This is a genomic window from Streptomyces sp. NPDC002076 (assembly GCF_053593835.1).
In genome coordinates this window covers 153,941-166,843 of sequence record NZ_JBSFDI010000021.1, presented here as the reverse complement: position 1 = coordinate 166,843, position 12,903 = coordinate 153,941, and the positions used below count along the sequence as shown (strand labels likewise).

Below are 12,903 nucleotides of genomic sequence, written 5' to 3'. Positions count from 1 at the left end.
TCGCCGTAATCGCCGTACCGGAGGTCGGGGAGGACTGCTCGGGTGCTGCCGGGTCCGTGCCCCACAACACCGTGCCCTCGACCGCGCCGGCGCCAACGCCGCTCGCGTCGTGAACGCGAGATTGTTGCCGTCCGGACGACCAGCCCCGGCACATGCCGACTCTCCCACGGACCGCACCCGACAGATCGCGGTGAGTGAGGAGTGACCGTGAGGACAGCGGGCGGCACCCTGGAGGAAGAGGTGTGACGGCGGGAGAGGAGGCGTGATGCGAACCAGCGACGAGATCTATCACCGGGTCCGCTGGGACCCGCGGTTCGCCCCGGCCCGGTTCGTGCTGGGGATCAGCCAGCGCGGGGGTTCCTTCAAACGCATCGCGCTGCCTTCCTTCGTCCCGGGGGGCGACATCCCGTGGCACCGGGTGATGTTCATCGAGGCGGACGGCGAGGTGATCTGGGACCGGGCCACGGGTGTGGACCGCATCGACGCGTCGGGTGCCGGCCGGGTGCGGAACCCGCAGGCGGACCCGAGCTTCGGCAGGGGAGAACCCGTCGGCGTCCTCGGCTTGTCGCCGACGGCTCGCACGGCGTTGGCCTGGATCCCGCCGGCGGAGCTGTGGCCGCCGATCCAGGACATCCGCCGGGACTACGATCCGCAGATCCACCGCTGGCCGCCGCACGTCGATCTCCTCTTCGGTTTCGTGCCGGAGTCCGACTTCGAGCGGGCCGCCCCGCTGCTCGCCGCGGCGACGGCCGACACGCCGGTCTTCACCGCCCGGCTGGACGGCGTACGGACCTTCCAGCAGAGGGGGTACTTCACCGTGTGGCTCGACCCGACGGCCAACGGCACTGCGCCGTGGGCGGACCTGCACCGCGTACTGCAGCAGCGATTCCCGCGCTGTCATGGGCTCGCCAAGAGCTTCACCCCACATCTGTCCCTGGGACGGACCCGGGATCCGCGGCGAGTCAGCGCCGACTGCGCCACCCGGCTCGACGCCATGACGGCGACAGTCTGGGAACTCGTCCTGCTCTCGCGCAGGGGTCACGGGCCGATGCAGCCACGGGCCACGGTCGCCCTGCGCACGGGCGAGGTCCGCCGGCTGACCGCACCCGGCCTCGAAGCGCCTGGCCCGGAGGACACGGCATGGCTCTCCGCGATCACCGACAGGTGAGGCCACAGCGAGGTGGGGCAATGCGAACTCTCTTGCTCTGGCGCGCACTTCGAGCGCCTGGGCAGCGGCGGGGACGCCCAGCCCGCTGCGAACCGCTCCGACAGCAACGACTCGGTCGCCATCACCATGCTCGGAGTCTCGCTCAAGCCCATAGTTGTCCGCCCGGATGCCCCTGGCAGCACCGACGACATCGCCCTCCTCGCCCTGCGCCTGCCCCTGCCCTGAACCGGGCCGAGGCGTGATCGACGCCGGTGGTGCTCACGTCCCGGGAGCCAGCACCAGAACGCGGAACGGGTGGGGCGGCAAGGCCGTAAGGGTGTCGTCTCCGGCGCTCCGCCACCCCCAGGACCGCAAAGTTTCGATGGCCGCCTCGTCCCGCGAGTCCGCCAGCGTGACACCGAGTGCGGAGCCGTGGTCGGCGAGCAGTCGTCGCTGCAGGCGCCGGGCGAGGTTCCAGGCACGGTCCTGGTACTCCCGGCGCACACGGGCCGGGACGACGATCCCGGAGACGACGAAGAGCCGCCCCGGGACGACGCGGCAGAACAGGCTCCCCCAGTGTCCGTCGAACCCCGTCCACCAGGGACCTGCGCCGCCCGCAGGAAAGCCGTAGGCGCATCCGGTCAGGACGGTGGTCTCGGCGATCAGCAGCGAGAACCCCGGCCGTCGTGCGTCGGCCGCGAGATGCCGCAGAAAGGCGGCACGCGCCTGGTTCCACGCCCACGGGTCGCCGCCGGAGACCTCCGCGTACAGGTCGCCCAGCTCGTGCAGGCGGTCCTCGACCTGGCCGCGCGTCAGCGGGCGAAGACGCTCTCCCTCGTGCGGCGAGGATCCCTGCTCCCGCTTCGGCCGGCCCGAAGTGCGCCTGCGCGGCTTGCTCGGCGCGGGCCGGGACGCGGGGAGGTCCAAGGTCGTCGGCGTCACCGGAGTCGTCGGGAGGACCATGTGCGAGGTCATGGAGGAGGCCCTGCCCCGGGTGCGGACGAAAGCCGCCCCGGCGTCGTCGATCGCCGAGAGCGGCACCGGTGTCGGAGCGGGTGCGCGGCATGCCCTCGGTGTCTCCACCGTACTCCCGGCCGGGCCCGCCACGGTGGTCCGGCCACAGCCGACGACTGCCGACGACTGCGACAGCCCGCTGCGGGGTCGGGCGGCCGGACCGTCAGCCGGCCGGGAGGCGGCCGTCGCTCGGTGTCTCGACGACGGCCGTCAAGACGCGGGCCTACGTCACTGATACGGAAGCTCTCCAGGTACCCAAGCGCCCCGGGTCAGTGACCTGGGGCTTGCGCATTGCCGGAAACGCTGCGGAGATTTCCGCGCTCGGCTCACCCTCGCGCGATCGTCCGCTGTGCGGCTTCGGTCAGCGTGGTCGCCGTGTGTACCGCGCTGGCGATGGCGTCGTCGGGGGCGAGGCCGCACAGGTCGGTGAGGGAGAAGAGGGCTTCCGCGCTGACGACCACGGCGAGGTCCCGCTTGAGCTGGGCCAGGGCCTCCGGATCCGTCGCCCCCAGCGTCTCCTCCAGGGGCAGGAGCGCGTGGTCGATCAGCCCGAATCGGACACCTGGCCTGGCGGTCGCCGCCTCGGGGCGGGTGATGGTGGCCGCGATCATGGCGCGCACCGCCCCCTGCCGCAGGAGTATGCCGCGCAACAGGAACTCGCAGGCGAAGGCGACCCGTTCGACCGGGTCGATGGAGTCCGCGACCGGCGCGAGCGCCTCGGCGGGGGGCGGCCAGGCGCCGGCCAGGGCCTCGCTGATCAGCGAGGGGAGGTCGGGGAAGTAGCGGTAGGCGGTGGCCTCGGAGACCAGGGCAGCTCGCGCGATCGCGGGCATGGTCACCTCGCCGCCCGTGCCGATGAGTTCGCGGGCGGCTTCGAGGATCGCCGTACGCGTGCGTTTCTTCTGGTTGCTGCGGCCGGTGCCTGTGTCTGCCTGCGTCGTCGCCACTCCGGTACGTCCCCTTTCGCGTCCGCTTCGTGTCTGTCCATCCGCCGCCACCTTATCACTGACCACTCTCGTTGTGAGAGTCCACTTGCATGACGAGGCAGCACCCTCTACGCTCCTTCGTGAGAGCTGACTCTCACGAAGGAGATGGCGATGACCGAGGTTTCCGTGGTCGGCCCGCACGACGGCGAGACGATCCGTCTGGGACCGGCGCAGATCCGCATCCTTGAGGACGGCAGCACGACCGGGCACCGTCTCGGCATCGGCGAGATCACCCTCGCCCCGCACGCCGAAGGGCCCCCGCAACACCGCCACACCCAGCACGACGAAGGCTTCTACGTGGTCTCCGGCACCGTGCACTTCACCGTCGGGGAGACGACCCACGTCGCACCGGCCGGCACCCTCGCGATGATCCCGCCCGGCGCCCCGCACACCTTCGCCAACCACGGCGACGAGCCGGCGGTGATGCTCAACACCTTCACCCCCGACCTGTACGTGCAGTACTTCCGCGACCTGAGGGACATGATCGCCGGCGGCCAGGAGCTCACCCCGCAGGCGACCGTCCAGGTGATGAGCCGGTACGCCACCGTGCCGGCGACCGACTACGCGTGACGGCCCGCGTCAGTAACCCCCGTTGCCAGAAACCGACTTGGAGACTTCCATGACCAGCACCGCCCGCACGTTCACCCTCACCCTCGACTCCGGCGACATCGACCTGAGCTTCACCGTCGACGAGCGGGGCGAGGGCCATCCCTTCCTGCTCCTGCACGGCGGCGGCGGCCCGCAGACCGTCACGGGGTTCGCCGCGCTCCTCGCCGGGCAGCGGCCGGCGCGGGTCATCACGCCGGTCCACCCCGGCTTCGGCGGCACCGCCCGGCCCGACTGGCTCACCGACGTGCCCACCCTGGCCCAGATCTACGTACGGCTGCTGGACGAACTCGGTCTGGAGGACGTCACCGTCGTCGGCAACTCCATAGGCGGCTGGATCGCCGCCGAAATCGCCCTGCTCGGCAGTGACCGGATCAGCAGCGCCGTCCTCGTCAACGCCGCCGGCATCCAGGTCCCCGGCCACCCGGTCGCCGACCCCTTCACCCTGACGCCCGCCGAACTGTCCGCCCTCTCCTTCCACGACCCCGAGAAGTTCCGCATCGACCCCAGCACGTTCTCCGACGAGCAGCGCGCCGTCGCATCCGCCAACCGCGCCGCGCTGCAGGTCTATTCGGGCCCCCATGCCATGGCCGACCCCACCCTGCGCGAGCGCCTGGCCAAGGTCACCTCCCCGGTCCTCGTCGCGTGGGGCGAGAGCGACCAGGTCGTCGACACCGAGTACGGACGGGCGTACGCCGCCGCCGTCCCCGGCGCCGAGTTCCGACTCCTCCCCCGCACCGGTCACATGCCCCAGATCGAGACCCCCGGGCAACTCCTCCCCGTGGTCTGGGACTTCGCCGACGCCCACGCCACCCACCGGCCCACCGACTGAGCGCGGGAGCCCACGTGCCCGATCCCGTACAGGGACGACACCGGCCCGTGCTGGCCGTCTGCTGCCTGAGCGTGCTGCTGGTCAGTCTCGACGTCACCGTCCTCAACGTCGCACTCCCGTCGATGCAGCGGTCCCTGCACGCGTCCGTCTCCGGCCTGCAATGGACGCTCGACGCGTACACCATCGTCCTGGCCTCGCTGCTGACCCTGGCCGGGGCCACCGCCGACCGCGTCGGACGGCGCCGCGTCTTCCTGCTCGGTCTCGTGCTGTTCACCGGCGGGTCGGCCCTGTGCAGTGTGGCGCCCACGACGGACCTGCTCGTCGTCTTCCGTGTGGTGCAGGCGGTGGGCGGCAGCATGCTCACCCCCGTCGCCATGGCCATCCTCACCAACACCTTCACCGCACCGCGGGAGCGGGCACGGGCCATCGGCGTCTGGGGCGCAGTGGTCGGCCTGAGCATGGCGGCCGGGCCGGTTCTGGGTGGCGCACTGGTGGAGTCGGCCGGGTGGCGGTCGGTGTTCTGGCTGAACGTGCCGATCGGGCTGGCCGCGCTGGCGCTCGCCGCACTGTTCGTCCCGGAGTCCCGCGCGCCGGCGGCCCGACGCGCCGACCCCGTGGGCCAGTTGCTGGTGATCGTCCTGCTCGGCACGCTGACGTACGCCGTCATCGAGGCGCCCGGCGAGGGCTGGACCGCGCCGCCGATCGTGGCCTGCCTGATCGTGGCGGCGGGCACGCTGGCCGCCTTCGTACCGTACGAGAACCGGCGCGCCGAACCGCTGATCGAGCCGCGGCTCTTTTGCAGCGCACCTTTCAGCGGGGCCACCGCGACAGCGGTCCTCGCCTTCGGCGCGCTCGGTGGCTTCCTGTTCGCCAACACCCTCTATCTGCAACGGGTGGTGGGACTGAGCGCCCTGGGCACCGGGCTGCACCTGCTGCCGATGGCGGTGCTGTCGCTGGTGTGCCCGCCGCTGTCCGGGCGGATCGTGGGCAGCCGCGGTCCGCGGATTCCCCTGGTGCTCGCGGGGGCCGGCATCGCCGCCAGCGGCGCACTGGCCGTCGCTGTCACCCGTTCCGCCCACCCCTCGGACATCCTGCTGTACGTCACGTACGCGCTGTTCGGTCTCGGCTTCGGCTTCGTCAACGCCCCGATCACCTACACGGCGGTGTCCGGCATGCCGCGCGCCCGGGCCGGAGTCGCCGCCGCGGTCGCCGCGACCAGCCGTCAGGTCGGGTCCTCGCTCGGCATCGCGGTGATCGGCGCCGCGGTCGCCTCGGGCGCGCGGCCCACGGCCTGGTGGATCATCACCGGGTGCGGGGCGGCCATCCTGGCACTGGGCGCCATCACCACCGGCCGCTGGGCGGCCGCCACCGCCGAACGCATCGCCGCCCCGCTGGGGCCCAACCCGCCGCGCGCCACGGCGGACACCACGGGCTGACCGCCGGCGGGGCCTGATCCGCAGGCTGTCGAGGTTCACCTCACGACGCGGCGCAACGTTCAGTACTGCTCGGTCTCCATGAAACCCGAGTTCCCGTTGTCGTCCGCATCGAAGGCAGCGGCGGTCGGGTCGAATCCGGGCGGGCTGTCCTTCAGGGCCAGGCCCAGGCCGGCCAGCTTCGCCTTGACCTCGTCGATCGACTTCGCACCGAAGTTGCGGATGTCCAGCAGGTCCGCCTCCGAGCGGGCCAGGAGCTCACCCACCGAGTGGACGCCCTCACGCTTGAGGCAGTTGTAGGAGCGGACCGTGAGCTCCAGCTCCTCGATCGGCAGCGCCAGGTCGGCGGCCAGGGCGGCGTCCGTCGGGGACGGGCCCATGTCGATGCCCTCGGCGTCGATGTTCAGCTCACGGGCGAGACCGAACAGCTCGACCAGCGTCTTGCCGGCGGAGGCCACGGAATCACGGGGACGCATCGCCTGCTTGGTCTCGACGTCGACGATCAGCTTGTCGAAGTCGGTGCGCTGCTCGACACGCGTGGCCTCGACCTTGTACGTGACCTTGAGAACCGGCGAGTAGATCGAGTCGACCGGGATACGGCCGATCTCCTGGCCCACCTGCTTGTTCTGCACGGCGGAGACATAGCCGCGGCCGCGCTCGACCGTCAGCTCCATCTCCAGCTTGCCCTTGCCGTTGAGCGTGGCGAGGACGAGGTCGGGGTTGTGCACCTCGACACCGGCCGGGGGCGCGATGTCGGCGGCGGTGACCAGACCCGGGCCCTGCTTGCGCAGGTACATCACGACCGGCTCGTCGTGCTCCGAGGAGACGACCAGCTGCTTGATGTTGAGGATCAGGTCGGTGACGTCCTCCTTGACGCCCGGCACGGTGGTGAACTCGTGCAGGACGCCGTCGATGCGGATGCTGGTGACAGCAGCGCCGGGGATCGACGACAGGAGGGTACGGCGGAGGGAGTTGCCGAGGGTGTAGCCGAAGCCCGGCTCCAGCGGCTCGATCACGAACCGGGAGCGGAACTCGTCGACGACCTCTTCGGTCAGTGACGGACGCTGAGCAATCAGCACGAGGTGCCTCCAGTGTTTGGCGCCCGCTATCTGACGCCGTGGTCCCCGAAGGGTACGGGCGGTGCGGCCTCCTGCGAAGGAGACCCGCCCGTCTGCAGGCCGGCGCGTCGGAAGGCTCGGCTCTCCTGCTGTCAGTCCTGGCCGGTACGGTCCAGCCCATGGCTGAGAGACCGACTACGAGTTGGCGGCACGGCATAGCCGAGGAAGCCGAAGAGCTTGCCGCCGGCACCCTGTGCCCTGAGTGCGCCTGTATGGCCCGGTTGTTCCCCGAGGAGCTGCTTACGGCAACCGACGCGGTCCTCGACGGTTTCCAGGCGGAACTTGCTGGACTTGTCGATGCCAGTGACGAGCAGGTCTTCGTCGCGGTGGAACGCGTCATCCTGGCCCTCAACGCGGTGAACGAAGCCCACAACGGGAACGCCTTCGAAACCGACGAGCGCGAGAAGCTGTGCGACTACATCGACGAGTCGCTCGCTGAGCACGGCGTCGATGTAGTTGCACTGACCGCGCGCCACGGTCTGGGCCGGTACCAGCTCACCGACAAGTGGCGGAAGTGGTAGGGCCGCTCTCCACAGCGGGGAATCGCGGCGAGGGCGGCCGAGCCTGGCGAGGGCTCGCCCCTGCCGCCGCTGCCTCGCCATGAGAACCGGCCTCAGCGGGCACAACCTTCCGGACCCCCGCCATCCAACGAGAGCACCCGCTTACGGGGCGCTTCTCAGGGGTCGCAGAGCAGCGGCGCCGGCCCGCACCATCGCGGACACCGATGACCCTGCCCATTGCACGAGGTCACGCGGCAAGCCGGTGTCAAGCTCGATGGTCACCCGCACGTATCGGGTGTGCAGCTGACTGACTTTGACGGGACGTGGTGCGACGGCGTCCGGTCCGCGCTGCAATGCGGCCCGGTAGGTGTCCATGCGCTGATTCATGCCTTGTCCTGTCGCTTGATGAGTTCGTCTGCGAGGTTCATGTACGCCGAGCCTTTGACCTCCACCGGACTTCCGAATGACTGGGCGTACAAGTCGAGCCGCGGAATGTGGGTGGACAACACGTCGAACCCCCGCTCGGTGAGAGCTTCGCGGGCGTCGGCGTCGGGACCCGTACGCGTGGCGTCGGCCCGATTCGTTCGGTTCAGCAGAACGGCGGCACGGGCCGGCTGGACGCGCAAGGACTGTACGTCGCCCATCTCGCCACCGATGGGCGCCATGCGATCCAGCTCGATGGGAGCCGGGGTCACCGGCACGATCCATTCGCTTGCGTACCTCATGATGCTGCGGGCGATGTGCGCGTGGTCCTCAAGCTGCGGAGCGTCGAATACGACGGCCTGCCGGTCGCCCAAGAAGTCGTTCACGCGCCGGTGCACATCGCCCACTGGAAGAGCGACCACAGGAAACGGGAAGCCACCTGCCAATTCGCTCCAGCGCAGCGCGGAGGAAGCGGGGTCACTGTCGACCAGTAGCGGTGGGACACCCGACTCGTGCAGTGCGTGGGCCAACCAGACTGCGCTGGTCGTCTTTCCCACCCCGGGCTTCAGGTTCACAAAGGCGTAGCTCAGCGACACACGAGTCAACGTATGGTCGCGAGCGGCTGCCGGCCCTCGACTCGGGGCGCACAGGGCCACCGTTCACCCTGCGGCGCCGGTGAATCATTCGTATGGGCCAGTACGGGCGACCATTCTGAAGCGGTACGCACCGCGCCCGAAACACGAGGCCGGGTTGCGGCCTCCGTCGACGAGAACTAGCGCCAAAAAGGGAGATCGAGTACGTGCCGCCGCTCGTCTGCGGCACATGTGCGCAGAGCGCAGCCCAGTGAACACCGGGTATCGTCGCTGACTTGCCGCGCCAACCCCGCGTTATGCACATGGGCGCGCTGCAATTCCCAGAACGCGGCAGAAGACCCTCGTAATCCGAGGGAGTGACATCATGCGCGGACTCATCGCCCCGGCAGTTGCGGCGGCAGTCGCGGCGACAGCCCTGGTCACGCCCACCGCCGTGGCCACCGAACTGTCGGGGTCGCCCCCTACCGTCAGCCACCACATCACCCAGACGCGTCCAACTGCGTCCCGCTTGCCCATGACTTGGGTTGAGGGGCCGACTTTGTCATCGGAATCCCTCTGCTACGCCTACGGGTATGCCTACGGGTTGGTGTACCGGCATTGGTGGTGCATCGACAACGGCGACGACACCTACACGTACTGGTATCGGACTGAAGACTGGACCGGAGACGGCGTCAGGCATCGGCCCGGCGCCCGCCGCAGCGGGCCGACGTGGCGTGAGTTCCTCGTGGCTCCGGCTGATGGCATCATCGCCTGCGCCTTCCTCCCTATCGACCTGGTGTGCGCAGGGCTGTGATGAAGCCGGTGCCGGACGGGTTGGCTGTCGGCCGGCCGTAGTGCGCCGCGACGGTGTCGAGTGGATGGGTCTCCGTGGTCCAGCAGTGGTCGTCGAGCCACTCGGCGGTGCCGGCGCCCAGGCCGCCCTTCCACAGTGAGGTGATGTGAGCGAGGGACGGGTCGTCGAGAACGGTCTGTCCGCTGCGTCCTCGCTCCAGGGCCAGTCGGCTGACGGGCGCCGACAGTTCGCCGACGGTGTGGAGCAGCGCGGCCGCCTCGTCGGCGGTGAGGTAGACGAGCAGACCTTCCACGAGCCAGGCGGTCGGTCGGTCGGGGTCGAAGCCGGCAGCGACCAGCCGGTCGGCCCAGGTGGTGCTCAGCAGGTCCGCGGGCACGGCGGTGCGGTCGCAGCGTGGGTCCGCGGACTCCGTTGCCAGCACGCGGTGCTTGAACTCGAGGACCGGCGGCAGGTCGAGCTCGTACAAGCGGGTCCCAGATGGCCAGGGCAGCCGGTAGGCGCGGGTGTCCAGTCCGGCTGCGAGCAGAACCACCTGATCGCAGCCGGACTGGAGGAGCTGGTCGTCGTAGAACCGAGTCCGGATCACCGTCTGGAACTTCAGCGCGGCCGCGAGCGGACCGACACGTTGCCGCGGTCGCAAAGGCTCTCCCGAGGCGGCCAGGAAGGCCGCAGCGTACGGATCATCGAACAAGGCGTTGCCGGCTGCGCTCTCGTGAGCCCGGGCCCGGGCCACGGCCAGCGCCGTCTTCGACACGGCGCTCAACGGTTGCCAGTGCGTCATGACGCCCGACATTACATCGGCAGCGATGCGTCGGAACTGCCGGCCGCGGGTGCGGTCGGTGCGGAACACAACTCCCGGCTCGAGCAGTTCGAGGTGTTCGCCAACCTGGCACGCCGCCCGGAGTCCCTGGTGCACCGAGAGATCGGCAAAGGGACCCGTCCACGGCACCGCGGCGTGCTACGACGCACTTCCCGAGCCCGCCTGGACCGCACTGACGCTCAGAAGGCCGACCGTCCCGGCGCAGGCCGTCGAGTTGTAGGCGACGTAGATCGGAGTCGTCCGGCCCGGCGGGTAGACCTGCAGGTACTGCGTGCCCGTCGGGTGGCACTGCGTCGTGGGGTAGTTGCCGGCGTCTGTGATCCGCAGCAGCGCATTGCCCGTGGCCCCCGGTGCCAGCGTCACCAGCGCGCGAGGAGCCGTGGTGTTCCGTGTGGCGGCCGGGCCGATCTGCCGCACGGGGCTGCCGCCGGCGAGCGACACCCCGGGGTAGCCGTACAGGGTGCAGGTGGTCTGGGAGATGTTGGTGAAGTCGATCACCTGGTAGACGCTGCCGGCCGTACCTTGGCTGATACCTGGTCTGGCGTTCAGATCACGGGTGGCGCAGGCAGCGGTGCGCTTGTGCGTCGTCCCGGCCGACTGCGCCTGGGCGCTGGCGACCGTACTGCCGGGCCGAGCCGTGTCGGCCCCGGCCGGCGTTGTCGCGGCCGGCGCCTTCGTGGCCGAGGCCGTCGTGCCCGGCGCCGTCGTGGCCGACGCTCCAGAAGCCGTCACCGCAGCGGTGCCAACGGAGGAGGCCGTGGACGAGCCTGCGCTGCAGCCGGTGGCGAGCACCGCGACGCAGGTGAGCGCGGTGGCCGGGAATACTCGCCGGAGCGTGAGTGGGGATGACATCGAGGCTGCCCTTCTGCTGCGCAAAGCTGCTCATTGGCCGTGTGACACTCATGACGCCGCAGGTGCCGCGCCGGTTGTACCGGACGCGTACCAGCAACTTCACTGTTATGTCACACCGCTCGGCGACGTGGACGGCTCGGCGGCCATGGTGCCGAGCAACGTCCGCCGCCCTGCGAGACACAGCCGAAAGCCGTGGTCTTCGACTGCGACTCGCCGCCCTGAATGCGCAGTTGCACGGATGCCGGCCCGCACGGGCCGGGCCCCCACCGGGGGCAAAGGATCAAGGCCACCTCATCCGCCGCCCCGTACCTCCTCAGGGCAGGAGACCCTCCCGCCCACTGCGACCACGGATTTCCAGGATCTGTTGCGCTTGAACGGCATCTCGAAGAACCGGGAAAACAACCACGCCCCAAATACCGCAACCGGCACACCCAGGACAAGAGTGAACCCGAATATGGAAAGTCGCGACGACACAAAATGCGGGGCTATTCGGCGAATTACGGCCATGACGATCGGAAGATGGATCAGGTAGAGACTGTAGGAGAAGCCACCGAGACTGCGAACGGGTCGCGCCGTCAGGAGCCGTACAAGGATGGCCGATCTGCCGGTGGCAACCGCGGCAAGCAGCATCGTCATGGCGGGAGAAATGGCCAGGTCTACCCAGAAGTAGTGGTTCACCGTCCAAACAGAACCCTGGATGAAGCAGAGAGCCAGGACGGGCAAGGCGGCCAGGGCGGCGAAGCATCCCCACGGCAGGCGTTGAACTCTGTCCGACGCAGCGACGACTCCTGCGCCCACCACTCCTGCGACGAACACGGGAGCGAGCTGCGGAGCGAGCCAGTTGTCGCCCTCCACGGGGGATGTGTCAGTCGCCATCAGCCCACGGACGATCACCGGAAGCGTCACACACACGACCAGGACGATCGTGCCCCACCGCCGCCGAACGAACAAAAGAAGAGGAAAGAGGAGATAGAGTTCGGCCTCCACTCCGATCGACCAGAATGCGCCGTTCGGTGTCGGGGCGGTGACCATGTCCTGTGCGACGGTGCCGTACACAAGGATTGAGGCACCGGTAGGTGGCCCGAAGTGCGATGCCGGTACCACGAGCCACGAAATGACCAGACTCATGGCCAGCGCTGCCCAGTAAGGAGGCAGGATGCGCCAGGCGCGTCGGCGCAGGAATCGGGTGACGCCGCCCGAGCGCCAACCGTGGTGCGCCGGGGAGATTGCCAGGGAGAAGCCGGACAGCACCAGAAAGAAGACGACGGCGAGGCGCCCGAACATCAGTCCGTCCAGCCACCCAGGCGCCGAACTGTGGGGGTAGCCCGGGAAGGTGTACAACCAGCAGTGGAATAGAACCACATACAGCGCCGCCAGGCCGCGGAGGCCGTCCAGGCCCAGCACTTGCCGACGGACATGTGCTCCGCTCGCCCTCTTGTCCTGGCCGGCTGGTGCGGCTAAGTCGAGAGCACTGCTGACCGGACGACTCGAGTGCACTGAAATCGTTCAACCCTTCTTCCGGACACCGTCTGCCGCACGCCCCCTACGTCGTCTAGGGTCACTGCGCGATGCAACAGATTGCCGACATGATCCTCGCTTCGCCGGGGTAGTCCCGCCCTCATGCGCTCTGGGCTGCCGTGAACTCCTGGCTTCCACTCTCTCCACCGAGCCCGAATGAGCGTGGGCGTGGGGCGCGAGCCGGCAGACGCCGCGGCGGAAGGCGCCGGAAGCGCGCGGGAGGGTTTGGTGCCCGGGCCAGGAAGGCGTAGCCGACCATGCGGCCGTC

14 protein-coding genes are annotated in these 12,903 nt (G+C 69.5%); 7 read left to right on the top strand and 7 right to left on the bottom strand.

Translation table 11 applies throughout. From position 1 onward, the window contains the following. Positions 1 to 265: 265 nt before the first annotated feature. Positions 266 to 1,168, top strand: a complete 903-nt coding sequence (locus ACWCQS_RS35160) for an RNA repair domain-containing protein (RefSeq protein ID WP_451008216.1) — start codon at positions 266 to 268, stop codon at positions 1,166 to 1,168. Positions 1,169 to 1,180: 12 nt separating this feature from the next. Beyond that, on the top strand, positions 1,181 to 1,393 hold the full coding sequence (locus tag ACWCQS_RS35155) for a hypothetical protein (RefSeq protein WP_451008215.1): 213 nt from the start codon (positions 1,181 to 1,183) through the stop codon (positions 1,391 to 1,393). 33 nt (positions 1,394 to 1,426) lie between these two features. Here the strand turns inward: ACWCQS_RS35155 and ACWCQS_RS35150 are convergent, their stop codons facing one another. Together ACWCQS_RS35150 and ACWCQS_RS35145 are read right to left on the bottom strand one after the other, a co-directional pair. Then, a complete protein-coding gene (locus ACWCQS_RS35150; protein WP_451008214.1) occupies positions 1,427 to 2,122 on the bottom strand; it encodes a hypothetical protein in 696 nt (231 codons plus the stop codon). Positions 2,123 to 2,487: 365 nt separating this feature from the next. Continuing rightward, positions 2,488 to 3,108: a TetR/AcrR family transcriptional regulator gene (locus ACWCQS_RS35145; RefSeq protein WP_451008213.1), complete on the bottom strand. Its 621-nt coding sequence runs from the start codon at positions 3,106 to 3,108 to the stop codon at positions 2,488 to 2,490. A 150-nt stretch (positions 3,109 to 3,258) separates the two neighbouring features. On the opposite strand from ACWCQS_RS35145, the gene ACWCQS_RS35140 reads away from it, so the two are divergent. Genes ACWCQS_RS35140 through ACWCQS_RS35130 form a run of 3 tightly spaced genes read left to right on the top strand, consistent with a single transcriptional unit; the run spans position 3,259 to position 6,021 of the window. Then, positions 3,259 to 3,717, top strand: coding sequence for a cupin domain-containing protein (locus ACWCQS_RS35140; RefSeq protein ID WP_451008212.1), 459 nt, complete (start codon positions 3,259 to 3,261; stop codon positions 3,715 to 3,717). 49 nt (positions 3,718 to 3,766) lie between these two features. Further along, positions 3,767 to 4,585: an alpha/beta fold hydrolase gene (locus tag ACWCQS_RS35135; RefSeq protein ID WP_451008211.1), complete on the top strand. Its 819-nt coding sequence runs from the start codon at positions 3,767 to 3,769 to the stop codon at positions 4,583 to 4,585. A 14-nt stretch (positions 4,586 to 4,599) separates the two neighbouring features. Continuing rightward, positions 4,600 to 6,021 carry a DHA2 family efflux MFS transporter permease subunit gene (locus ACWCQS_RS35130; protein WP_451008210.1) on the top strand — a complete coding sequence of 474 codons (1,422 nt, stop codon included), beginning with the start codon at positions 4,600 to 4,602 and terminating at the stop codon, positions 6,019 to 6,021. 59 nt (positions 6,022 to 6,080) lie between these two features. On the opposite strand, the gene ACWCQS_RS35125 is transcribed toward ACWCQS_RS35130, so the two are convergent. Next, on the bottom strand, positions 6,081 to 7,127 hold the full coding sequence (locus tag ACWCQS_RS35125; protein ID WP_451008237.1) for a DNA-directed RNA polymerase subunit alpha: 1,047 nt from the start codon (positions 7,125 to 7,127) through the stop codon (positions 6,081 to 6,083). A gap of 128 nt (positions 7,128 to 7,255) precedes the next feature. On the opposite strand from ACWCQS_RS35125, the gene ACWCQS_RS35120 reads away from it, so the two are divergent. Next, complete coding sequence (locus ACWCQS_RS35120; RefSeq protein ID WP_451008209.1) at positions 7,256 to 7,657, top strand: hypothetical protein; 402 nt, start codon at positions 7,256 to 7,258, stop codon at positions 7,655 to 7,657. A 362-nt stretch (positions 7,658 to 8,019) separates the two neighbouring features. Here the strand turns inward: ACWCQS_RS35120 and ACWCQS_RS35115 are convergent, their stop codons facing one another. Next, complete coding sequence (locus tag ACWCQS_RS35115; protein ID WP_451008208.1) at positions 8,020 to 8,655, bottom strand: nucleotide-binding protein; 636 nt, start codon at positions 8,653 to 8,655, stop codon at positions 8,020 to 8,022. Positions 8,656 to 9,016: 361 nt separating this feature from the next. On the opposite strand from ACWCQS_RS35115, the gene ACWCQS_RS35110 reads away from it, so the two are divergent. Next, the gene (locus tag ACWCQS_RS35110; protein WP_451008207.1) at positions 9,017 to 9,445 is read left to right on the top strand and encodes a hypothetical protein; all 429 of its coding nucleotides are present in this window, start codon (positions 9,017 to 9,019) and stop codon (positions 9,443 to 9,445) included. On the opposite strand, the gene ACWCQS_RS35105 is transcribed toward ACWCQS_RS35110, so the two are convergent. The 3 genes from ACWCQS_RS35105 to ACWCQS_RS35095 form a co-directional block, all read right to left on the bottom strand. Further along, entirely contained in the window at positions 9,417 to 10,394 is a 978-nt protein-coding gene (locus ACWCQS_RS35105; RefSeq protein WP_451008206.1) for an SAM-dependent methyltransferase, read from the bottom strand. The two genes, ACWCQS_RS35110 and ACWCQS_RS35105, sit on opposite strands and share 29 nt — an antisense overlap. 9 nt (positions 10,395 to 10,403) lie before the next feature. After that, a complete protein-coding gene (locus ACWCQS_RS35100) occupies positions 10,404 to 11,117 on the bottom strand; it encodes a DUF4232 domain-containing protein (protein WP_451008205.1) in 714 nt (237 codons plus the stop codon). A gap of 291 nt (positions 11,118 to 11,408) precedes the next feature. Continuing rightward, entirely contained in the window at positions 11,409 to 12,521 is a 1,113-nt protein-coding gene (locus ACWCQS_RS35095) for an acyltransferase family protein (protein ID WP_451008204.1), read from the bottom strand. Positions 12,522 to 12,903: the final 382 nt, after the last annotated feature.